The sequence below is a fragment of the Vibrio cyclitrophicus genome, from assembly GCA_023206055.1.
GTDB lineage: Bacteria > Pseudomonadota > Gammaproteobacteria > Enterobacterales > Vibrionaceae > Vibrio > Vibrio cyclitrophicus_A.
In genome coordinates this window covers 930132-952952 of sequence record CP065366.1, presented here as the reverse complement: position 1 = coordinate 952952, position 22821 = coordinate 930132, and the positions used below count along the sequence as shown (strand labels likewise).

General features: G+C 44.3%; 21 protein-coding genes. 17 read left to right on the top strand and 4 right to left on the bottom strand.

All coding sequences use genetic code 11. The annotated features are described in order from the left end of the window. Positions 1-306 precede the first annotated feature (306 nt). The 5 genes from miaB to lnt all read left to right on the top strand — a co-directional run bounded on the left by miaB (position 307) and on the right by lnt (position 6038). Complete coding sequence (gene miaB, locus ITG09_04160) at positions 307-1731, top strand: tRNA (N6-isopentenyl adenosine(37)-C2)-methylthiotransferase MiaB (GenBank protein UPR52848.1); 1425 nt, start codon at positions 307-309, stop codon at positions 1729-1731. A 164-nt stretch (positions 1732-1895) separates the two neighbouring features. Then, positions 1896-3017: a PhoH family protein gene (locus ITG09_04155; GenBank protein ID UPR52847.1), complete on the top strand. Its 1122-nt coding sequence runs from the start codon at positions 1896-1898 to the stop codon at positions 3015-3017. After that, a complete protein-coding gene (ybeY, locus tag ITG09_04150; GenBank protein UPR52846.1) occupies positions 3018-3479 on the top strand; it encodes an rRNA maturation RNase YbeY in 462 nt (153 codons plus the stop codon). Positions 3480-3597: 118 nt separating this feature from the next. Continuing rightward, complete coding sequence (corC, locus tag ITG09_04145) at positions 3598-4488, top strand: CNNM family magnesium/cobalt transport protein CorC (GenBank protein ID UPR52845.1); 891 nt, start codon at positions 3598-3600, stop codon at positions 4486-4488. A gap of 32 nt (positions 4489-4520) precedes the next feature. Then, complete coding sequence (lnt, locus tag ITG09_04140; GenBank protein ID UPR52844.1) at positions 4521-6038, top strand: apolipoprotein N-acyltransferase; 1518 nt, start codon at positions 4521-4523, stop codon at positions 6036-6038. A 125-nt stretch (positions 6039-6163) separates the two neighbouring features. Here lnt and ITG09_04135 read toward each other — a convergent pair whose 3' ends face one another. After that, a complete protein-coding gene (locus tag ITG09_04135; protein UPR52843.1) occupies positions 6164-6634 on the bottom strand; it encodes a zinc ribbon-containing protein in 471 nt (156 codons plus the stop codon). Between the two features lie 266 nt (positions 6635-6900). On the opposite strand from ITG09_04135, the gene leuS reads away from it, so the two are divergent. The 12 genes from leuS (at position 6901) to lipA (ending at position 19678) form a co-directional block, all read left to right on the top strand. Then, positions 6901-9477, top strand: coding sequence for a leucine--tRNA ligase (gene leuS / locus ITG09_04130; GenBank protein UPR52842.1), 2577 nt, complete (start codon positions 6901-6903; stop codon positions 9475-9477). A 179-nt stretch (positions 9478-9656) separates the two neighbouring features. Then, a complete protein-coding gene (locus tag ITG09_04125) occupies positions 9657-10313 on the top strand; it encodes a luciferase (GenBank protein UPR52841.1) in 657 nt (218 codons plus the stop codon). A 9-nt stretch (positions 10314-10322) separates the two neighbouring features. Next, the gene (holA, locus tag ITG09_04120; GenBank protein UPR52840.1) at positions 10323-11348 is read left to right on the top strand and encodes a DNA polymerase III subunit delta; all 1026 of its coding nucleotides are present in this window, start codon (positions 10323-10325) and stop codon (positions 11346-11348) included. A 64-nt stretch (positions 11349-11412) separates the two neighbouring features. Next, on the top strand, positions 11413-11730 hold the full coding sequence (rsfS, locus tag ITG09_04115; GenBank protein UPR52839.1) for a ribosome silencing factor: 318 nt from the start codon (positions 11413-11415) through the stop codon (positions 11728-11730). Between the two features lie 3 nt (positions 11731-11733). Next, on the top strand, positions 11734-12204 hold the full coding sequence (rlmH, locus tag ITG09_04110) for a 23S rRNA (pseudouridine(1915)-N(3))-methyltransferase RlmH (GenBank protein ID UPR52838.1): 471 nt from the start codon (positions 11734-11736) through the stop codon (positions 12202-12204). A 6-nt stretch (positions 12205-12210) separates the two neighbouring features. Next, the gene (mrdA, locus tag ITG09_04105; GenBank protein ID UPR52837.1) at positions 12211-14103 is read left to right on the top strand and encodes a penicillin-binding protein 2; all 1893 of its coding nucleotides are present in this window, start codon (positions 12211-12213) and stop codon (positions 14101-14103) included. Then, the gene (gene rodA, locus ITG09_04100) at positions 14103-15224 is read left to right on the top strand and encodes a rod shape-determining protein RodA (protein UPR52836.1); all 1122 of its coding nucleotides are present in this window, start codon (positions 14103-14105) and stop codon (positions 15222-15224) included. Before mrdA ends, rodA begins: the two co-directional genes overlap by 1 nt. 3 nt (positions 15225-15227) lie before the next feature. Further along, positions 15228-16067, top strand: coding sequence for a septal ring lytic transglycosylase RlpA family protein (locus ITG09_04095; protein ID UPR52835.1), 840 nt, complete (start codon positions 15228-15230; stop codon positions 16065-16067). Between the two features lie 93 nt (positions 16068-16160). Continuing rightward, on the top strand, positions 16161-17342 hold the full coding sequence (locus ITG09_04090; protein ID UPR52834.1) for a serine hydrolase: 1182 nt from the start codon (positions 16161-16163) through the stop codon (positions 17340-17342). A 232-nt stretch (positions 17343-17574) separates the two neighbouring features. Further along, a complete protein-coding gene (locus ITG09_04085) occupies positions 17575-17853 on the top strand; it encodes a YbeD family protein (GenBank protein UPR53585.1) in 279 nt (92 codons plus the stop codon). A 195-nt stretch (positions 17854-18048) separates the two neighbouring features. Further along, complete coding sequence (gene lipB / locus ITG09_04080; GenBank protein UPR52833.1) at positions 18049-18708, top strand: lipoyl(octanoyl) transferase LipB; 660 nt, start codon at positions 18049-18051, stop codon at positions 18706-18708. 4 nt (positions 18709-18712) lie between these two features. Then, positions 18713-19678 (top strand): lipoyl synthase, encoded by a 966-nt coding sequence (gene lipA, locus ITG09_04075; GenBank protein ID UPR52832.1) that lies wholly within the window; start codon positions 18713-18715, stop codon positions 19676-19678. Positions 19679-19837: 159 nt separating this feature from the next. Here the strand turns inward: lipA and ITG09_04070 are convergent, their stop codons facing one another. The 3 genes from ITG09_04070 to ITG09_04060 form a co-directional block, all read right to left on the bottom strand. Further along, positions 19838-21199, bottom strand: coding sequence for a sodium-dependent transporter (locus tag ITG09_04070; protein UPR52831.1), 1362 nt, complete (start codon positions 21197-21199; stop codon positions 19838-19840). 276 nt (positions 21200-21475) lie between these two features. Beyond that, a complete protein-coding gene (locus tag ITG09_04065) occupies positions 21476-22252 on the bottom strand; it encodes a YggN family protein (protein ID UPR52830.1) in 777 nt (258 codons plus the stop codon). Positions 22253-22339: 87 nt separating this feature from the next. Next, positions 22340-22813 carry a GreA/GreB family elongation factor gene (locus ITG09_04060; GenBank protein ID UPR52829.1) on the bottom strand — a complete coding sequence of 158 codons (474 nt, stop codon included), beginning with the start codon at positions 22811-22813 and terminating at the stop codon, positions 22340-22342. Positions 22814-22821 lie beyond the last annotated feature (8 nt).

Genomic DNA, 22821 nt, shown 5'->3' with positions numbered 1-22821 from the left:
TTTGTACTTATCAGTTTGATTCTTTGACTGTTTTTGATTGTACTTTTTCATAACTAACTTGTAACCAAAAACCTTATTCGAAAAAAGGGTTATCCCTTATGGCATATGGTGTTAACGATAATAAAAACCACTACATAAGAGATTTGTTCAGACTACTAGTCAGTCGGTTTTGAAACCAGTACAATACGCCGCTTGCCGCTAGAGCCTGTCATAAAATTGAATACCGAATTATGACAAACGGGGCTGGCGGATGAATAATGGGCGATTTGCTCCCTTAAATTAAACTAACGATCGAGCGAACATATAATGAGTAAGAAACTGCTAATTAAAACTTGGGGCTGTCAGATGAACGAATACGATTCATCAAAAATGGCCGACCTGCTTAACGCTGCAAATGGCTATGAGCTAACTGAAGTACCTGAGGAAGCAGACGTACTACTATTGAATACTTGTTCTATCCGCGAAAAAGCACAAGAAAAAGTATTCCACCAGCTTGGTCGTTGGAAAACACTTAAAGATAAGAAAGAAGGTGTGGTGATCGGTGTGGGTGGCTGTGTAGCGACTCAAGAAGGTGATCACATTCGTCAACGTGCACCGTACGTAGACGTTATCTTTGGCCCACAAACATTACACCGTCTGCCAGAAATGATTAAGTCATCACTGTCTAACGAAAAACCAGTAATGGATATCTCATTCCCTGAGATCGAAAAGTTCGATAACCTTCCAGAACCTAAAGCAGACGGCGCAACAGCGTACGTTTCTATCATGGAAGGTTGCTCTAAGTACTGTACTTACTGTGTTGTTCCATATACTCGTGGTGAAGAAGTTAGCCGTCCAATGGATGATGTGCTGTTCGAAGTTGCACAGCTTGCAGAGCAAGGCGTACGTGAAGTAAACCTGCTAGGCCAAAACGTAAACGCATACCGCGGTCCAACACACGAAGGTGATATCTGTTCATTCGCAGAACTGCTTCGTCTTGTTGCTTCTATCGATGGTATCGATCGTATTCGTTTCACAACAAGCCACCCGCTTGAGTTTGGTGACGACATCATTGAAGTTTACAAAGATACCCCTGAACTAGTGAGCTTCCTTCACCTACCAGTACAAAGTGGTAGTGACCGTATTCTTACGATGATGAAGCGTCCACATACGGCTATCGAGTACAAATCTATTATTCGTAAACTGCGTAAAGCTCGTCCTGACATTCAAATCAGCTCTGACTTTATTGTTGGTTTCCCAGGTGAATCTAAGCAAGATTTCCAAGATACAATGAAGCTAATTAAAGAAGTTGATTTCGATATGAGCTTCAGCTTTGTTTTCTCTCCTCGCCCTGGTACACCAGCAGCAGATTACCCGTGCGATGTTCCAGCACAAGAGAAAAAAGATCGCCTGTGGGAACTGCAACAGACAGTAAACACACAAGCTATGCGTTTCTCTCGTCTAATGCTAGGCACTGAACAACGTATCCTTGTTGAAGGTCCATCAAGAAAGAACCTAATGGAACTTCGCGGCCGTACAGAAAATAGCCGTGTTGTGAACTTCGAAGGTTCTGCAGACCTAATCGGCCAGTTCGTAGATGTGAAGATCACTGAAGTTTACACTAACTCACTACGTGGTGAGCTAGTTCGAACAGAAAAAGACATGGGTCTACGCGTTGTAATGACTCCAGCAGAAATGATGGAAAAAACAAAACGTGAAGACGAGCTAGGTGTAGCAACATTTACGCCATAGCCAATACAACTGTTTGAGCACAAAGCGCAAACACAAAGCTTGAAATTACCTAACTAAGTGACCATCTTAGAAATAGGGAATCACCATCAGAAGCCCGGTCTAAATCGGGCTTCTTGCTCTTTTTTTTTTATTTAAGAGAGAATGGCACAAAATGAGAGGCTAATTTGAGCAATAAAATCGTTACCTTAGAGATAAATCTAGAGCCAGCAGACAACAAGCGTTTGGCAAGTTTATGCGGACCATTTGACGACAACGTCAAGCACCTTGAGCGTCGTCTTGGCGTTGAGATTAATTACCGTAGCAACTTCTTCACCATCGTTGGTAAGCCTCACACTACTGCTGCTGCTTTAGACATCATCAAACACCTCTATGTTGAAACTGCTCCAGTTAAAGGCAACATTATCGATATTGAACCAGAGCAAGTGCACTTAGCGGTCACTGAGTCTGGCATTTTGGAGCAACACGTCGAGTCTGAAATTGACTACGGCAAAGAAGTCACCATTAAGACGAAGAAGGGCGTTATCAAACCTCGAACGCCAAACCAAGCACAATACCTAATGAACATGGTCACTCATGACATCACTTTTGGTATTGGGCCTGCTGGTACAGGTAAAACCTACTTAGCCGTTGCTGCAGCAGTTGATGCTCTTGAACGCCAAGAGGTTCGCCGAATCCTACTGACTCGTCCTGCTGTTGAAGCTGGTGAGAAGCTTGGTTTCCTACCGGGTGATTTAAGCCAAAAAGTAGACCCATATTTGCGTCCACTTTACGATGCACTTTTTGAGATGCTCGGCTTTGAGCGTGTTGAAAAGCTGATTGAACGTAACGTAATTGAAGTCGCTCCACTGGCTTACATGCGTGGCCGTACTCTGAATGATGCATTTATCATTCTTGATGAAAGCCAGAACACGACTGTTGAACAGATGAAAATGTTTTTAACCCGTATCGGTTTCAATTCGCGTGCAGTTATCACGGGTGACATTACTCAAATCGATTTACCTCGTGGCGCGAAATCTGGTCTACGTCATGCAACGGAAGTACTGAGCGAAGTCGATGACATCAGCTTTAACTTCTTCATGTCTGAAGATGTGGTTCGTCACCCTGTTGTTGCTCGTATCGTTAATGCCTACGAGAAATGGGAAGCAAAAGACCAGAAAGAGCGTAAAGAGTTTGAGAAGCGTAAACGTGAAGAACGCGAAGCCAAACTTCTTGAGGCTCAGCAAACAGTTACGACACAATTAGCAACACAAAATAGTTCTGAGATTACAGAACAAGGTGATAAATAGATGTCTATTGAACTAGACCTGCAAATTGCGGTCGAAAATGAGCAAGGTCTTCCAACCGAGCAAGATATTCAGCTTTGGTTAGACAAGACAATTCCTCAGTTTCAAGAGAACGCCGAGTTGACGGTTCGTATCGTTGATACGGAAGAGAGCCACCAGCTCAATCATGAATACCGTGGTAAAGATAAGCCAACTAACGTGCTGTCTTTCCCATTCGAAGCTCCTCCAGGGATCGAATTAGATCTTCTGGGTGACCTCATTATTTGCCGTCAAGTTGTCGAAAAAGAAGCAGAAGAGCAAAATAAGCCTCTGCTAGCACACTGGGCTCATATGGTTGTACATGGCAGTCTGCATCTGCTAGGTTATGATCATATCGAAGATGATGAAGCTGAAGAGATGGAGTCACTCGAGACAGAAATCATGCAAGCTATGGGGTTTGAAGACCCTTATATTCTAGAAAAGTAAATTGATTCTAGGTAAGTAGTTTGCAGAGAAACAACGACTCATCGAACCTGTTATTTTCAGGAATCTGAGTTGTGATGTGTGCTATCACACTTCTGATAGCGTTATTTTTTGAGAAATCATGAACGAAGGTAACCCCCCCACTTCTGAGGGAAGTAAAAAATCTGAAGGTCCGAGTAGAAAGTCCTTCTTTGAACGCCTAGGCCAACTATTTCAAGGCGAGGTAAAAGACCGCCAAGAGCTCGTAGATGTAATCCGCGACTCAGAAATTAATGACCTAATTGACCACGACACTCGCGACATGCTCGAAGGTGTTATGGAAATTTCAGAGATGCGAGTACGCGATATCATGCTGCCTCGTTCTCAAATGGTTACAGTTGAACGCACCGATGATTTAGATACATTGATTGCGCTTATTACTGATGCTCAACACTCTCGCTACCCAGTGATCAGTGAAGATAAAGACCATGTTGAAGGCATTCTATTAGCGAAGGACCTACTTAAGTATTTGGGTTCAGAAAGTGCCCCGTTTGATATCGAACAAGTGATTCGCCCTGTCGTGGTTGTTCCTGAAAGTAAGCGTGTTGACCGCCTGCTTAAGGAGTTCCAAGAAGAGCGCTACCACATGTCTATCGTTGTCGATGAGTTTGGCGGTGTTTCTGGCCTGGTAACCATTGAAGATATCCTCGAAGAAATCGTTGGTGAAATTGAAGACGAGTTCGACGATGAAGAAGAGCTAGATATTCGTAAGCTGAGCAAGCATACCTTCTCTGTAAAAGCTTTAACCACTATTGAAGAGTTCAACGATACGTTTAACACTGCCTTTAGTGACGATGAAGTGGATACGGTAGGCGGCATGGTTATGACAGCACTCGGTCACCTGCCGGTTCGTGGCGAAATTGTAGAAATCGAAAACTACCATTTCAAAATAACATCAGCCGATAACCGTCGTGTGATTCAGCTACAGGTAACCATTCCTGACGAACAGCCTCTTCCAACTATCGAAGAATAACAACTTCTCTCTAAAGAGATGACAGAAATTAGATGACTAAGACATTTATTCATCGCCTATTACGGCCGCTTGCGGCCGTTTTTGTTGGCGCTATAACCACCCTTTCATTCGCTCCATACTCTATATGGCCTCTTGCTATTCTCAGCCCAGCTTTGTTGCTGTTACTGATTCATAACCGCTCTCCTAAAAGTGCGCTTTGGATTGGCTACGCATGGGGTTTAGGTCAATTCACCACAGGTATCAGCTGGGTATACGTCAGCATTGATGGTTTTGGCGGCATGCCACTGGCAGCCAACCTATTTTTGATGGCATTGCTTGTTGGCTACCTAGCCGTTTATTCTGGACTATTTACCTGGAGTTTGAACAAGTTCTTCCCTGCCAATAATCTGAGCCGCTTTTTCCTTGCAGCTCCTGCATTGTGGTTAATCAGTGATTGGCTGCGTGGCTGGGTAATGACGGGCTTCCCTTGGCTATGGTTGGGCTACAGCCAAATCGATTCGCCATTGGGGTCATTTGCACCGATTGGCGGCGTAGAGCTAGTAACTTTAGCGATCATTGTTTCAGCCTCTGCATTCACTTATGCGATTGTTAACCGGGCATGGAGCATCGCTCTCATTCCCGCTGTCGTATTTAGCGCAGGCTTTGGTATTCGCAACATCGACTGGGTCACGCCGAACCCTGAAAAAACCACGTCAGTCGTCTTAATACAAGGCAACGTCGATCAAGACAGCAAATGGCTGCCGAGTCATCGCTGGCCAACCATGATGAAGTACACCGACCTAAGCAGAGAAAACTGGGGAGCGGATATCATCATCTGGCCTGAAGCGGCTATTCCAGCATTCGAAGTAGAGATCCCATCTTTCCTACGTAACTTAGATAGCGCAGCGAAGATGAACAACAGCTCGATCATTACCGGTGTGCTGAATCAGTCTGAAGATAAGAAATACTACAACAGTGTTCTTTCTCTCGGCGTGAATCCATACGGTGAGTACAGCTACGATCCAGACGAACGCTACCATAAACACCACCTGTTACCGTTTGGTGAGTTTGTTCCGTTTGAAGATATCTTGCGCCCATTAGCACCTTTCTTTGACTTGCCAATGTCATCATTTAGCCGTGGCGACTTTGTTCAACCCAACATCGTGGCAAATGGTCGCCATCTAGCGCCTGCGTTGTGTTACGAGATCATCTTCAATAATCAAGTTAGACAAAACGTAACGGATGAAACTGACTTTATTCTAACGCTCTCTAACGATGCGTGGTTCGGCCGTTCGATTGGACCATTGCAACATATGGAAATCGCACAGATGCGTGCTCTAGAGCTTGGCAAGCCAGTTATTCGCTCGACCAACAATGGTGTGACAGCAGTAACCGATTACAAAGGCAACATCATCAAGCAAGTGCCTCAGTTTGAAACGGCAGTATTAAAAGCTGAACTCATTTCAACAGATGGTCAAACGCCTTATCACACAGTAGGTACTTGGCCACTGTATATTTGGGCGATGCTCAGCTTGGTCATTGGTTGGATAATAAGAAAGCCAAGAAGCTAGATTCGAGATTCGAGATTCGAGATTCGAGATTCGAGATTCGACGAAAAGTGATTTGAGGGTTGACTGATTGGGTCAACCCTTTTTTATTGCTGCGGTGTAAAGTTGAAGACGCTATGGCTCAGGTTTTACGGCTTAAGCGCTTTACGGCTAAACCCTGTCGAGCCACATTTAATACACGGAATAATCGTCGTTGGGTGGTTGTATTCAGTTTGATGTCCGCACTCATCACAGACGAGTGTTCCGAGCCCAATAACTTCATCCGCTTGATACAAACCTTGGTGTTCTAAGTCTTGGAACAGTTCAACCCATTCAACCTTAGTACGATCAGTGATATCCAAGAGCCCTTGCCAAATAGAATCTGTGATCATTAAGTAAAATGGACCACCTTTGCTCTCTTCATAACTTTCGGAAAACTCTTTTAAATCCGACTTCACATAAGCCGAAATCAATGACAGTTCATCTTTGGTCATGTCATTAGCTGCTTTCGCATACTTACCTGACGTTTCGATTTTGTTGTTGAGCTCTTCAGGACTATGCTTCAGCGTTTCGATGACCTCTTCAACCACTTCTTCATAGAGCGCTTTTTTCTTCGGCATAAACGACCTCCTTAAGATTACCAACCTTTATCCGAATGAGCTGTTACACGGTTAAGCCACTAGCGCCTAACAAACAAATGCAATTCATACCCTTAAGTATAGCTATCCTTAGTAATTCGGTTGAATTTACGTAATCAACCGTGCTGCAACTGCAAGTATGAAGGGTATAACTATTGTTGTACTCAGCTCCTTTAGGTATTCTATGACGATCTGTAAGATTCTGTTCTAACCGAACTCACAAATTCCAAGATAACCGGATACCATCGATGCAAGAACAATATAACCCGCAAGAGATTGAACAAAAGGTTCAACAACACTGGGATAACAGCGAGACTTTCGTTGTAAGTGAAGACCCAAACAAAGAAAAATTCTACTGTCTTTCTATGTTCCCTTACCCAAGTGGCCGACTGCACATGGGTCACGTGCGTAACTACACCATCGGTGATGTGGTATCTCGTTTCCAACGTCTACAAGGCAAAAACGTAATGCAGCCAATTGGTTGGGATGCATTCGGCCTACCTGCAGAAAACGCAGCTGTTAAAAACAACACAGCACCTGCACCATGGACTTACGAAAACATTGAGTACATGAAGAATCAGCTTAAACTTCTAGGCTTTGGTTACGATTGGAACCGTGAATTCGCAACATGTACTCCCGAGTACTACCGTTGGGAACAAGAGTTCTTCACTAAACTTTACGAGAAAGGCCTAGTTTACAAGAAGACGTCTTCTGTGAACTGGTGTCCAAACGACCAAACTGTACTGGCAAACGAGCAAGTAGAAGACGGTTGTTGCTGGCGTTGTGATACTCCAGTAGAACAAAAGAAAATTCCACAGTGGTTCATTAAAATCACTGAGTACGCACAAGAACTACTAGACGATCTAGACAACCTTGAAGGTTGGCCTGAAATGGTTAAGACCATGCAGCGCAACTGGATCGGTCGTTCTGAAGGTGTTGAGCTATCTTTCGCTGTTAACGGTGAAGAAGCACCACTAGAAGTGTATACAACTCGTCCAGACACACTAATGGGTGTTTCTTACGTAGGTATCGCTGCTGGTCACCCTCTTGCAGAAAAAGCGTCTCAAAACAATCCTGAGCTTGCTGCATTCGTTGAAGAGTGTCGTAACACTAAAGTTGCTGAAGCTGAACTAGCAACGATGGAAAAGAAAGGTATGGATACTGGCCTAACGGCTATCCACCCTCTTAACGGTCGTGTTGTTCCTGTTTACGTAGCTAACTTCGTGCTTATGGATTACGGCACAGGTGCGGTAATGGCAGTTCCAGCTCACGATCAACGTGACTACGAATTCGCAACTAAGTACGGCATCGATATCATCCCAGTAATCAAACCTGAAGATGGTTCTGAGCTAGACGTTTCTGAAGCGGCTTACACTGAAAAAGGTGTACTGTTCGACTCTGGTGAATTCGATGGTCTTGCGTTCCAAGAAGCATTCGATGCAATTGCTGCGAAGCTTGAAGCCGAAGGCAAAGGTAAGAAAACAGTAAACTTCCGCCTACGTGACTGGGGTGTATCTCGTCAGCGTTACTGGGGTGCTCCAATCCCAATGGTAACCACTGAAGACGGTGAAGTTCACCCAGTACCAGCAGACCAACTGCCCGTTATTCTTCCTGAAGATGTAGTAATGGATGGCGTGACTAGCCCAATCAAGGCAGACAAGTCTTGGGCTGAAACAACGTTCAATGGCGAACCAGCTCTACGTGAAACTGATACGTTCGATACGTTCATGGAATCTTCATGGTACTACGCACGTTACTGCTCACCACAAGCTGACGACATTCTAGATCCAGAGAAAGCAAACTACTGGCTACCAGTTGACCAATACGTTGGTGGTATCGAGCACGCATGTATGCACCTGCTTTACTCTCGTTTCTTCCACAAGCTTCTTCGTGATGCGGGTTACGTGACATCTGATGAACCGTTCAAACAACTTCTATGTCAAGGTATGGTTCTCGCTGATGCGTTCTACCACACGAACGAGAAAGGCACGAAGGAATGGATTGCTCCAACTGACGTGACTATCGACCGTGACGCGAAAGGTCGCATCGAAAAAGCAGTCGACGATCAAGGCCGCGAAGTTGAGCACTCAGGCATGATCAAGATGTCTAAGTCTAAGAACAACGGTATCGACCCACAAGAGATGGTAGACAAGTACGGCGCTGATACAGTACGTCTATTCATGATGTTTGCTTCTCCTGCAGACATGACACTTGAGTGGCAAGAGTCTGGCGTTGAAGGCGCAAACCGCTTCCTTAAACGTGTTTGGAAATTGGTTCACGCTCACTCTTCTAAAGGTGCCGCTGAAGCTGTTGATGCTTCTGCGCTATCTGGCGACCAGAAAGCACTTCGTCGTGATATCCACAAGACTATCGCGAAAGTAACGGACGATATCGGCCGCCGCCAAACATTCAACACTGCCATCGCTGCGATTATGGAGCTGATGAACAAGCTAGCGAAAGCACCTCAAGAATCGGTACAAGATCGTGCAATTCTTGATGAAGCGCTAAAAGCAGTGGTTCGTATGCTTTACCCAATGACTCCACACATCTCTTATGAAATGTGGATTGCACTTGGTGAATCAAACGTAGACTCAGCAACATGGCCAACTTTCGATGAGAAAGCGCTAGTTGAAGACGAAAAGACTATCGTTGTAATGATCAACGGTAAGCTACGAGCGAAACTAACGGTTGCTGCTGACGCGACAGAAGAGCAAGTTCGTGAACTTGGTCTAAACGATGAGAACGCTAAGAAGTTCCTAGATGGCTTAACTATCCGTAAAGTTATCTTCGTACCAGGCAAGCTTCTAAACATCGTTGCTAACTAATTTCGTTAGCACAATGCAATTGCTAAAGAATTAACGAACTTAATTCATCAAAAGCAGTCTGTAGACAGGGTAGCTAATTGCCCTGTCTACTTATTTAAGCGCTTTAGACTTGAGCCTAACCACTCAAACGAATTAAAGCCTTTAAATAAGTATTCTACCTTCATGAGAGCCATCAAATAATGCGCCTGATTTCACTATCTTCATTGAAAGTTACTGTTGTTGTTTTAATCGTTAGCCTATTAAGTGCCTGTGGTTTCCACCTACGTGGTGATTACTCCGTCCCAGAAGAACTCAACAAGATCTCCGTAACCAGTTACGACCAATACAGTACCTTTACACGTATGATGAAAGCTCAACTGCGTATGAATGATGTAGAAATCGTATCGCCTACAGAAAACACCCCTAATTTGCATATTATTAGCGAAAGCGTTAGTGAGCGAACTCTATCCCTTTACCAGAATACTCGTGCAGCGGAAAAAGAACTGACACTCAACGCATCATACCGCGTCACGATTCCTGAATTAGGCTCAAAGACATTCTCAACGAGCGTAACCCGTAGCTACCTAGACAATCCGTTAACCGCATTAGCAAAATCGGTTGAGCGAGACATGATTGAAGATGAAATGCGTAAGCTTGCGTCAAGCCAAATCCTTCGTCAAATGGCTCGATTGAAAGCAAACATTGCAGCAGGCAGCATGGATCTTGATGCTTTGGAAAACGTACAAGTAAAAGAGCTTGAGAAACAGTACAACATCAAGAACATCGAAATTGAAGACGTTGAGATCGACGCCAGTACAACACCTGATGCTGAGCCTAATGTAACTGTCGAGCAATAGGTTTAATTAATGCGTATTTTTGCTGATCGTTTATCTGAGCAACTGGCTAAACAGTTGAGTAATGTTTACCTAATTTTTGGTAACGAACCTCTACTGCTGCAAGAAAGCCGAGAAGCGATTCAAAAGGCTGCAAAACAACAAGGTTTTGAAGAACGTCACCGCTTTGCGATTGATAGCAGCCTCGACTGGAACCAGGTCTACGACTGCACTCAAGCACTGAGCCTATTCTCTAGCCGCCAGGTCATCGAACTTGAGCTGCCAGAGTCAGGCGTCAATGCCGCAATAGCAAAAGAGCTACTCGCAATCTCCGAGCATATCCACAGTGATATATTGTTGATCTTGGTGGGCACTAAGCTCACTAAAGCTCAAGAAAGCGCTAAGTGGTTTAAGGCACTTTCGAATCAGGGTCACTGGGTCAGTTGCCTAACACCAGATGTCAGCCGATTGCCTCAGTTTGTCCAAGCACGCTGCCGTCAAATCGGTTTAACGCCAGATCCTGAGGCGATTCAAATGCTGGCGCAATGGCATGAGGGTAATCTGTTTGCTCTAACACAAAGCTTAGAAAAACTGGCACTTCAATATCCAGACGGAAAGCTTACGTTAGTGCGCTTAGAAGAATCGCTGAGTCGACACAACCATTTTACTCCATTCCATTGGAGTGATGCGCTATTAGCAGGCAAAGGTAACCGAGCACAACGAATCCTGCGTCAGCTAGAAGCTGAAGGCGTCGAACCCGTCATTTTATTACGTAGCATACAACGTGAGCTTGCTCTGCTATTACAAATGCAGCAACAAATGAAACAGATGCCGATTGGTCAGGTCTTCGACAAACACCGTATCTGGCAATCTAAAAAACCTCTTTATAACGCCGCGCTAACAAGAGTTTCGATTTCTCAATTACACTCTTTGTTCGCGTTGCTCACGCAAGCTGAATTGATGACAAAAACTCAATATGAGCAGTCGCCTTGGCCACTAATTCATCAGTTAAGCGTAGAGTTTTGTATCCCTTCAGCTTCAATACCATTTCACGCATAAAAGCGTGGTATATTCTAGGGTCAACAGCCCCTAAAAAGCTAAATTCAGATTAAAGGAACACCCCGTGTTACGTGAAGAACTAAAAGATTTTCTTGCAGACAAAGCCGACGACATGAAAGCAGAATCGATTGTGACCATCGATGTTGAAGGCAAATCAAGTGTTACTGATTACATGATTGTTTGTACTGGCACCTCTAAGCGCCATGTTGCTTCTATTGCACAGCATGTTGCTGATGAAGTACGTAAAGCAGGTATGCAGCCACTAGGCATGGACGGCCAGCAAGAAGGTGAATGGGTTGTTCTAGATATGGGCACAAGCATGCTACACGTTATGCAAGAAGAACACCGTGAACTGTACCAACTAGAAAAACTTTGGGGCTAAGCTTTGAAGATCCAATTAATCGCAGTTGGCACAAAAATGCCGAAGTGGGTTGAAGAAGGCTTTAAAGAATATAAACGCCGCTTCCCTCATGATATGCCATTAGAGCTCATTGAAATCACTGCGGGAAAGCGCGGTAAAAATGCGGATATTGCACGCATTCTTCAAAAAGAAGGCGAAGCAATGTTGGCCGCGGTTCCAAAAGGCAACCGCATTGTCACGCTCGATATCCCAGGTAAAAAGTGGGACACCCCACAACTGGCAGAGCAATTGGAAAGTTGGAAATTGGATGGACGCGACGTTTCTATCCTTATCGGCGGGCCTGAAGGATTAGCACCTGCATGTAAAGCGGCTGCAGACCAAAGTTGGTCTCTGTCTGCGCTTACTCTCCCTCACCCATTAGTACGCGTTATCATGGCTGAAAGCTTGTATCGAGCTTGGAGCATCACTGCTAACCACCCTTATCATCGAGAATAAGCGTTAATGTTACGTAAACGTAGCCAAATCCGTGATTACAAAGCAGAAGCACGACTATTTACTAATCGTGCTTTTGTTGCGTTTGCGGGGATCATAGTCATGATATCGATGTTGGTTGTTAACCTGTACAACATTCAGGTCAATCAATATCAAGACTATAAAACCCGCTCTAACGATAACCGCATCAAGGTCGTTCCAATCGCCCCTAACCGTGGTTTAATTTACGATCGTAATGGTGTACTACTTGCCGAAAATCGTCCGGTTTTCAACCTAGAAATCACGCCAGAAAAAATCAAAGATATGGATGACACGCTCGTCCGTCTACAAGAATTAATCGAGATCCCGCCAGAGCGTATTGAACGATTTGATCGTGATCGTCGCAATGCACGACGCTTCAAGTCAGTACCTATTTTGAATCAGCTTACCGAAGAACAAGTTGCGATCTTCTCTGTAAATCAGCATAACTTCCCAGGTGTGGAAGTTACAGGTACGCTAAAACGTTTCTACCCTTATGGTGATGTGTTAACTCACGTGATTGGCTACGTATCGCGCATCAATGACCGTGATATGCAGCGCTTAGTACGAGAAGAGAAAGACGCAAATTACCAAGCCACTCGCGACATCGGTAAACTTGGTATTGAGCGCTACTACGAAGACATGCTTCACGGTACCGCTGGCTATCAAGAAGTCGAAGTTAACAGCCGTGGGCGAGTGATCCGTACCCTTAAGTTTGTACCGTCGGTTCCGGGTAAAGATATCGTGCTCAACTTAGATATCAAGCTACAACTATACGTACATAAGTTACTTGATGGTCGCCGTGGTTCAGCTATCGTTCTCGACCCGAAAGACAATGGCGTGTTAGCTATGGTATCTAGCCCAAGCTACGACCCAAATGCGTTCGTACATGGTATTTCGTCTAAAGGTTATAACGCGCTACTTCAAGACAAAGACCGCCCTTTGGTTAACCGTGCAACACTAGGTATTTATCCACCAGCATCGACGATCAAGCCATTCATTGCTGTTGCGGCTCTGCAAGAAGGTGTGATTACACCCAATACAACGCGTAATGACCCAGGTTATTGGAAGATCCCTAATTCCAAAACAAGACCATTTCGTGACTGGTTGCGCTGGGGACACGGTGTCGTTGATATAGAGAAAGCGATAGAAGAGTCAGTGGATACTTTCTTTTACCAAATTGCTTATGACCTTGGTATTGATCGCATATCCAAATGGATGATGATGTTTGGATTTGGTGATTATACCGGCATCGATATTTATGAAGAAAGTAAAGCCAATATGCCAACTCGTGATTGGAAAATGGCAAGACACCGTGTGCCTTGGTACCAAGGTGACACCATCCCGGTTGGTATTGGCCAAGGCTACTGGACTGCAACACCAATGCAGATTGCAAAAGCCACATCAGTTTTGGTCAATGAAGGAGAAGTAACAGCACCTCACCTACTTCGTTCAACCATTGATAACGGCCGTCCATTTGATGAACAAATCATGTCGGACATTGAAACCTACCCACCGCTAACCGGGGTTAAGCAAAAGTATTGGGATATCGCTCAGGAAGGTATGAGGCTGGCTAACCACGGTAAGAAAGGCACCGCAAGACGTTCATTCCAGAAGATGTCTTACCAAACCGCTGGTAAATCGGGTACCGCGCAGGTGTTCGGCTTAAAAGAAGATGAAGAGTACAACGCGGATGAAATCGCAGAGCACTTGCGCGATCACGCCCTCTTTACGGGTTACGCGCCTTTTGAAGATCCTGAAGCCGTCGTGACTATCGTTCTAGAGAACGCAGGTGGCGGTTCTTCTAACGGCGGCCCAGTAGTAAGACGGATTTTAGATCATATTATCCTTGCAGAAGATTATCAAAGTGAGCCAATTAAATAATGAAACTTGATCCTTCAACTGGACGAAATAGAGCCCTATTCGAAAGGCTGCATATCGACTTGCCGCTATTGCTTGGCATTCTGGTTTTAATGGGTTTTGCCCTACTGATCATGTATAGCGCAAGCGGACAAAGCCTTGCGATGATGGATCGCCAGGCGATGCGTATGGTTCTGTCTTTAGGTGTGATGATCTTGCTAGCGCAAATCTCACCTCGCACTTATGAGACCTTGGCACCACTGCTATTTGCAGGTGGTGTCATCTTACTATTAGGCGTGTTGTTCTTTGGTGAAGCCTCTAAAGGTGCACAGCGTTGGTTAAACTTCGGCTTTGTTCGATTCCAACCATCAGAGTTGTTAAAGCTGGCGGTGCCTTTGATGCTAGCAAGGTTTATCGGTAAGCGCTCACTTCCGCCCACCTTCCAAACATTAGCGATCTCGCTAGTGATGGTATTTGTACCGACGATTCTAATCGCAAAGCAACCCGACCTAGGTACATCTATCCTTATCGCAGCATCCGGTATCTTCGTGATATTCCTGGCAGGTATCAGTTGGAAAATCATTGCTAGCGCTGCAATCGCGTTAGGGGCATTTATCCCAATCCTATGGTTTTTCTTGATGCGTGAATATCAAAAGGTACGTGTTAGAACCCTTTTTGATCCTGAATCAGATCCATTAGGTGCGGGTTACCACATCATCCAAAGTAAGATTGCGATAGGTTCGGGTGGTATATCAGGAAAAGGTTGGCTACAAGGCACTCAATCTCAACTGGAGTTCATCCCAGAGCGTCATACCGACTTCATTTTTGCGGTAATTGCCGAAGAATGGGGGATGATTGGTATATTGTTCTTGCTTGCTATCTACCTGTTTATTATTGGACGCGGCCTAGTGCTTGCAAGCCAAGCTCAAACCGCATTCGGTCGAATGATGGGCGGCAGTATTGTACTGAGCTTCTTCGTTTATATTTTTGTAAACATTGGCATGGTAAGTGGCATTCTACCGGTTGTAGGTGTTCCTCTTCCTCTAGTCAGTTATGGCGGTACTTCAATGGTTACTCTTATGGCTGGCTTTGGTATTTTAATGTCGATCCATACACACAGAAAAGCATTCTCAAAGGCGACCTAATCGATGTCTATTACAACGTTTAAAAAAAAAGCATCCTTGGTTGATGAGCTGCCAATCAAAAAAATAGTCTCTATCTTAGGGTTAGCGATTTTAATCAATGGCTGTTCTTCAAAACAGCCAACAGGCCGCTACGATATTGATTCAGATATTGCACCAGACGCACCGATCTCGGTAGAGCATCTCGAGGATGCTCACCCTCAGTATGAACCTTATAGTTTAGGTGGTAACACGGATTACACTCTGCGTGGTGAAGACTACAAGATCGTAACAAAAACCGAAGGGTTTACTGAGAAAGGCAAAGCCTCTTGGTACGGTAAGAAATTCCATGGTCACTTAACGTCTAACGGCGAGATCTACGACATGTATTCGATGTCTGCGGCGCACAAAACATTGCCAATTCCAAGCTATGTAAAAGTGACGAATAACGACAATAACAAAACCACGATTGTTCGTATTAATGACCGTGGCCCATTCCATGAAGGTCGAATCATTGACCTTAGTTATGCCGCAGCTTACAAGCTCGATGTGTTGAGAACCGGCACAGCAAATGTTGAGATTGAAGTCATTACTGTAGCTATGCCAACTGATGCTAAGAAAAAGGCAGCTTTGCCGCAATTTATTATCCAAGTTGCCACATCTCCACATGAAGATAGAACAGAGAAGTTGGCCAAAGATATAAGCGAAAAGCTAGAAGTAGCAACGTTCTTGCAGCCAAATGATGACAACTACCGTCTGATGGTTGGGCCATTTCATGACTATGCTCTGACTCAAGAAAAATTAGAACAAGTTAAGCTAATGGGTTACCCGTCAGCTTATATAAAAAAACACACCCTAACTCGCTAATTAATCTAACAGTTACTTCTGGTAATCAGCGCTCTGGTGTGACAGAGTGATTCTGTTAATATATGAATAGTTCACCAAATAATTGCACCCAAAATGATTAAATCTAATAAACTTGTTAAATCGATTTTTGCTACTTCTGTTGCTCTTTCTGCAACGATAGCTACATCGTCATTCGCCGCTCCTATTGTTGTTCCTGATGCACCTCAAATCGCCGCTAAAGGTTTTGTTCTGATGGATTACCATTCAGGCAAAGTACTAGCAGAGAAAGAGATGAATACCCAGCTTTCTCCAGCAAGTTTAACCAAGATGATGACGAGCTACGTAATCGGCCAAGAGCTCGAACGTGGCAACATCAACCTAAACGACGATGTTGTCATCAGTGAAAATGCTTGGGCTAAAAACTTCCCAGATTCATCTAAGATGTTCGTTGAAGTTGGCACTACGGTTAAAGTTGAAGAACTGAACCGCGGTATCATCATTCAATCAGGTAACGATGCATGTGTTGCTATGGCTGAACACATCGCTGGTTCCGAAGATGCATTCGTTGACCTAATGAACGCTTGGGCAAGCTCTATCGGCATGAAAGACACGCACTTTGCTAACGTGCACGGTCTAGACAACCCGAACCTATACTCAACGCCTTACGATATGGCACTGCTTGGTCAGGCGCTAATTCGTGATGTTCCTGATGAATACCGTATCTACTCACAGAAGAAATTCACTTACAACGGCATCACCCAATACAACCGTAATGGTCTGTTATGGGATAAGAGCATGAACGTTGATGGCATCAAAACGGGCCACACAAGCAATGCAGGTTACAGCCTAGTAAGCTCAGCGACAGAAGGCAAAATGCGCCTAGTCGCCGTTGTTATGGGCACCAAGAATGCGAATGCTCGTAAAACAGAAAGCAAAAAACTGCTTAGCTACGGCTTCCGCTTCTTTGAAACAGTGGCACCTCACACAGCCGGTGAAACCTTCGTAGAAGAGAAGATCTGGATGGGTAGCAAGGACACAGTGGCACTAGGTGTCGATGAAGATACTTTCGTTACCCTACCTCGTGGTCAAGCTAAGAACCTGAAGGCAAGCTTCGTTCTCGAGAAAGAGCTAGAAGCGCCAATCAGCAAAGGCGATGTGGTTGGTAAACTATTCTACCAAGTTGATGGTGAAGACGTTGCTGAATACCCGCTACTTGCACTTGAAGATGTAGACCAAGGCAGTCTATTTAGCCGTCTATGGGACTACCTAGTACTGCTATTCAAAGGTTTATTCTAAACGAGTTAAAGGTTTGTTCTAAGCAATACACAAACTTCTTGTCTAGCTAACCTAATGAGTAAATTACCTATTTACTCATTAACGAAACAAAAGCCGCCATGTGCGGCTTTTGTTGATCTTGAGTTCGATGATATTTACACGTAATATTCCGCCTTATTACTCGTGTCTGTTGACCGAACACGCTTTTTATCGACATTTCGCCAATTTGCGAGAGTCTAGCCTTTTGGAGCTAATCATGAACATCAATTCTGATGCAAAACTAAAAGACCTCTTAGAGTTCCCTTGTTCATTCACTTACAAAGTCATGGGTTACGCTAAGCCAGAACTGACTGAGCTAGTACTGGAAGTGATCCAGCGTCATGCTCCTGGTGACTACAGCCCAACGCTAAAACCGAGTGCGAAAGGCAACTACCACTCTGTTTCTATCAATATTACTGCGACGTCAATTGAGCAGGTAGAAACTCTATACAAAGAACTGGGCGAGATCGAAATCGTTCGTATGGTTCTGTAATCTCCGATTACACATGAAAAACAGCGGCTTATTGCCGCTGTTTTTGTTTAAAGCACCCTATCGGACTCAAAATCATTCAACTTAATTTTCAATAAATACAAAGAAAGTTGAAAAACCTTGCAGTCAGTCTGTAGTTAGAATCATGTTTCGCGTTTATAATGCGTTCACTTTATTAATCCTTGGGGGAGTGCAGCTTTGCAAAATAAGCTAATCGTAAAAAAATTAGGCCGTCAGGATTACGAACCTGTGTGGAAAGCCATGCATAAGTTCACAGACGAACGCACAGAAGAAGACGTAGACCAAGTTTGGTTGGTTGAACACAACCCTGTCTTCACTCAAGGACAAGCAGGCAAAGCTGAGCATGTATTAAATGCCGGTGATATCCCTGTAATACAAAGCGATCGCGGTGGCCAAGTGACTTACCACGGCCCAGGCCAATTAGTGGCTTACTTTCTGATTAACATCCGCCGCAAGAAATTCGGAGTGCGTGATTTGGTTACTCATATCGAGAACCTCGTAATCAATACTCTGAAAGCTTACAATATAGATTCAGCTGCCCGACCTGACGCTCCTGGTGTTTATGTCGATGGCAAGAAAATCTGTTCACTCGGGTTACGTATTCGACGTGGCTGCTCGTTCCACGGGCTAGCACTCAACGTCGATATGGACCTGTCTCCATTCCTACGTATTAACCCATGTGGTTACCAAGGTATGGAAATGGCGCAGGTAAGCCAACTCGGTGGACCAAGTGAACTAGAAAACGTTGAGCAACAGTTAATACAAGAGCTCGTAGAGCTACTCGGCTATGACCAAGTAGACATTCAAGCCACCAGTAACATTACAGCAGAAGCATAAAATCATGAGCAAACCAATCCAAATGGAAAAAGGCGTTAAATATCGTGACGCTGACAAAATGGCATTAATTCCCGTAAAGAATATGCCTGCTGAACAGAAAGAAGTTCTACGTAAGCCAGCATGGATGAAGATTAAACTTCCTTCAGACAGCCATCGTATTCAAGAAATCAAATCAGCAATGCGTAAAAACAACCTGCACTCAGTTTGTGAAGAAGCGTCTTGCCCTAACCTAGCCGAGTGTTTTAACCACGGCACGGCAACGTTTATGATTCTTGGCGCTATCTGTACTCGTCGCTGCCCGTTCTGTGATGTTGCCCATGGTCGTCCTGTTGCTCCTGAAGCAGAAGAGCCGAAGAAACTGGCTAAGACGATTAAAGACATGAAGCTGAAGTACGTTGTAATCACTTCAGTTGACCGTGATGACCTGCGTGATGGTGGTGCTCAGCATTTTGCAGACTGTAACCGTGAAATTCGCGAACAGAATCCAAACATTCGCATTGAAACACTGGTTCCAGACTTCCGTGGTCGTATGGACGTTGCGCTTGATCTGATGAAAGACAACCCGCCAGATGTATTCAACCACAACTTAGAGACAGCACCGCGCCTATACCGTAAAGCTCGTCCAGGTGCGAACTACAAATGGTCTCTTGATCTGTTGAGAAAATTCAAAGAGCAACACCCAGACATCCCAACGAAATCAGGTGTGATGATGGGTCTTGGTGAAACGAAAGAAGAGATCGTTCAAGTATTGAAAGATCTTCGCGAACATGGTGTAACGATGCTGACACTAGGCCAATACCTAGCACCAAGCCGTCACCACTTACCAGTAGAACGCTACGTGCCGCCTTCTGAGTTTGATGAGCTGAAAGAGATTGCCCTTGAACTAGGCTTCACTCACGCAGCTTGTGGCCCGTTTGTACGTTCTTCTTACCATGCCGACTTGCAAGCTCAAGGTATGGAAATTAAGTAATCACATTACTTAAACCAAAATTGAAAAGGCGCTGAACTGTATGTTCCGCGCCTTTTTTCTATCGAGTAAAACAAACTTGTTCGATACAAAAACAACAAAGCCACTCATGAAGAGTGGCCTTGAACTACAGGTCTAATCATCTAGATGTTAAATGGTCGACTAACCAAATGAAGCCCAGATAACTGTTGCCACCAAGACTGGGCACACAAACTTGACATACATTGGCCACACTTTACCAAACCAACCAAGCTGAAAGTCAGGGCAACCATGTTCAAGCTCTTTCACTTTTGAAGCTCGGCTCCACACCCAGCCACCAAACAGGCAGAACATCAGTGCGGCGACCGGTTGAAGGTATTGAGTCGCTATCATCGCTACCATGCCAAACATCGCAGCAAAGTTGTAAACAATCACCACACTAAACAGCGCGATAGCACCACCAATCACCCAGCTTGTTGGTGTTCGTCTGGTATTGAAACGCTCACTCACTAGCGCTACAGGCCCTTCAAGCATCGAGATAGAAGAAGTAAGTGCAGCAATCGTTAGTAGTAAGAAGAACACAATCGCAAAGATCTGACCAAGCACACCTAAACTATCAAACATCAACGGTAGAACTGTAAACACTAGCGTGTCAGAACTTAATAGTGAGCCATCTTCTGCATAGATTTGTACGCCTTTTTGCATCGCAACAAACATGGCAGGCATAACCACTAAGCCAGCAATAAAAGCAACAGCGGTATCAACCAAGGTTACGTTCATCGCCATTTTTGGCAGGTTCTCTTTCTTACTTAAGTAAGAGCCATAAACCAACATTGAACAGCCACCAATGGTGAGCGAGAAGAAGCCTTGTCCCATCGCCGCTAGAATCAGCTTTCGATCCCACACCTTTTCAAAGTCTGGAACTAGGTAATGCTTTAACCCTTCCATCGCACCTGATTGCGTCATGATGTAGACAAACAATAGACCGAACAATACAAACAGTGCTGGCATTAAACGCGTCGACCATTTCTCGATACCTTGCTTAACGCCGCCCTGTACAATCAAAATCGTCAGTACGTAGAACGCAACAGTACCAAATACATTACGTTCAACGCTAAAGCCTTTAAACCAGTCTGCAATGGCCTCTAAGCCAATCAGATCAGCAACAGCGCCGATTAGGAAGCAGATCAACCAACCGCCGACAATGCTATAAAACGCCAACACGGCGCTTGGAACACTGAGGCCAATCCAACCGACAAATTCACCGACTTTCTTGCCTAGAGGATTAGCCGTTAGCGAACGCATACTATCAACAGGGTTCGCTTGACCATGACGGCCAATCGCCATCTCCACCACCAGCATCGGGAAAGCAACCACGAAGATCATGATTAGGTAAACAAGCAGAAAAGCACCACCGCCATTGCTCGCCACTTGAGTTGGGAAACCCCAAATATTACCTAAGCCAACAGCTGCGCCAGCCGCTGCTAAAATAAAACCCAAACGAGAACTAAAGTGCTCTCTTGAAGAGGAAGATTGTTGGTCCATATTGCCCGCATAAAAATCAGTGAACTAGTTGAAAAGTACAGTAATCAAAAGTAATGATAGACACAACCAATAAATGAACAATTCTCTGATTTTTACAATCAATACGCTATTTAGAACCACAAAATTAACAACAATACAGTTCGATAGTTTATCAGTATTTGGTATCAAAGGATCATCCATAAAGCTCGACCACAAAATTGATACTTATCATTGAGTGAACAATACAAACAAAAAGAGCACCAACCGGTGCTCTTGCTATTCATCATTAGATTAAAATTAAATCGTGAATACTTGGTAGTCTTTCAAGTTCGGAATGATTTCATGCAGCTCTTGCTCTTGTTCTGCCATCTCATCAAGTGAATCACAGAACTCAGTGCCTTCTTCTTCCATTTGCTGAGCATGTTCTTTCATTCGCTCTTCAACTTTAAGCTTGAGATCCGCAATGCTGTCAGCCAGTTCAGTAAGATTTAACCCACCCTCTTGCTTCATCTTTTCCGACATCGCATTGAAAGCACTCGATATAAACTCTTGGTTAAAGATATCTTTAGCCTTCTCGAAATCTTCAGACCAGCCATTGGCCATCGAATCAAAACTGTCTGCTGGTAGTACTAGCTCACCATCTTTGTAGTAACGCGCCTCAAGTTCAGCAAAATACGTCTTCATTGACTCTTTTACGTTATCAAACGACTCAGGCGAATCTAGGCTAGCAGCAATATCATCAATAACGTCATTGGCTAATGCTAAGCTCTCGTTAGCCATTTGCTTTGCGCGAGGTAAATACTCACTCATGCTGTCACGATACTTCTCTATCGCGGCTTGTTGGTCAGCATCGAGCTCAACTTTCTCGCCATGGATATAGAGGTCATTGTTTTCATCGAAGACAGCAGTATCGCCATTCACTTGATGGATTTCGACTTTTTGGTCATCGATTCGTAATTCATTCTTCAAATCAACTCGACACTGCGCTGCAAACGTTGGCAGGCTCACAACAGCAATAACCGCTGTTAGTGATGCAATTAATACATTATTTTTCATAAATACATTGCTTTTCATAACATCCTCTCATCAATCTGACAAATTACTATACCTTGGGTTTATGCTTCTTTGTCAGAGAAACGTTTATATCTATTAGCCAGTTAGTTAGTCGATAGATATAACTTCGTAGCAAAACTGTTTATCAGCAACCATGAACTCAACCTCATCACCGATTTCTTTACCCATTAGAGCCTGACCAAAAGGTGCGTTCACCGTTACGATAGCAACCTCATGATCATTCCACGCGACAGAAAGTCCTCCGACTCTTGGCCCAATGAAAAAGTGTTTACATTCATCATTTTCGTCAATAACCACAACATAGCTGCTTACTGCAATCTTTTCACTGTCTCGTAAGACGAGATTTCGGTAGCACTGGATATCATCTTCACACTCCTGCACTCGCATCGCTTGACCATGGGCAAGATATGAAGCTTCTAGTGCCAATGTATCGTACTTATGCTCAGGTACTGTCTCTTCATCTGTCGCAGCGTCAATGGCGCGTTGAGTCGCAGATTGTGCGATACGTAATCGGGATTCAAGTTGCTCTATGATTATTTGTAGAAGCTCAGACTTATTCATACTTTTGA

Coding starts and splice junctions, on each gene's coding strand:
- miaB (UPR52848.1), top strand. CDS start 307: ATGAGTAAGAAACTGCTAATTAAAACTTGGGGCTGTCAGATGAACGAA.
- ybeY (UPR52846.1), top strand. CDS start 3,018: ATGTCTATTGAACTAGACCTGCAAATTGCGGTCGAAAATGAGCAAGGT.
- corC (UPR52845.1), top strand. CDS start 3,598: ATGAACGAAGGTAACCCCCCCACTTCTGAGGGAAGTAAAAAATCTGAA.
- lnt (UPR52844.1), top strand. CDS start 4,521: ATGACTAAGACATTTATTCATCGCCTATTACGGCCGCTTGCGGCCGTT.
- ITG09_04135 (UPR52843.1), bottom strand. CDS start 6,634: ATGCCGAAGAAAAAAGCGCTCTATGAAGAAGTGGTTGAAGAGGTCATC.
- leuS (UPR52842.1), top strand. CDS start 6,901: ATGCAAGAACAATATAACCCGCAAGAGATTGAACAAAAGGTTCAACAA.
- ITG09_04125 (UPR52841.1), top strand. CDS start 9,657: ATGCGCCTGATTTCACTATCTTCATTGAAAGTTACTGTTGTTGTTTTA.
- holA (UPR52840.1), top strand. CDS start 10,323: ATGCGTATTTTTGCTGATCGTTTATCTGAGCAACTGGCTAAACAGTTG.
- mrdA (UPR52837.1), top strand. CDS start 12,211: ATGTTACGTAAACGTAGCCAAATCCGTGATTACAAAGCAGAAGCACGA.
- rodA (UPR52836.1), top strand. CDS start 14,103: ATGAAACTTGATCCTTCAACTGGACGAAATAGAGCCCTATTCGAAAGG.
- ITG09_04095 (UPR52835.1), top strand. CDS start 15,228: ATGTCTATTACAACGTTTAAAAAAAAAGCATCCTTGGTTGATGAGCTG.
- ITG09_04090 (UPR52834.1), top strand. CDS start 16,161: ATGATTAAATCTAATAAACTTGTTAAATCGATTTTTGCTACTTCTGTT.
- lipA (UPR52832.1), top strand. CDS start 18,713: ATGAGCAAACCAATCCAAATGGAAAAAGGCGTTAAATATCGTGACGCT.
- ITG09_04070 (UPR52831.1), bottom strand. CDS start 21,199: ATGGACCAACAATCTTCCTCTTCAAGAGAGCACTTTAGTTCTCGTTTG.
- ITG09_04065 (UPR52830.1), bottom strand. CDS start 22,252: ATGAAAAGCAATGTATTTATGAAAAATAATGTATTAATTGCATCACTA.
- ITG09_04060 (UPR52829.1), bottom strand. CDS start 22,813: ATGAATAAGTCTGAGCTTCTACAAATAATCATAGAGCAACTTGAATCC.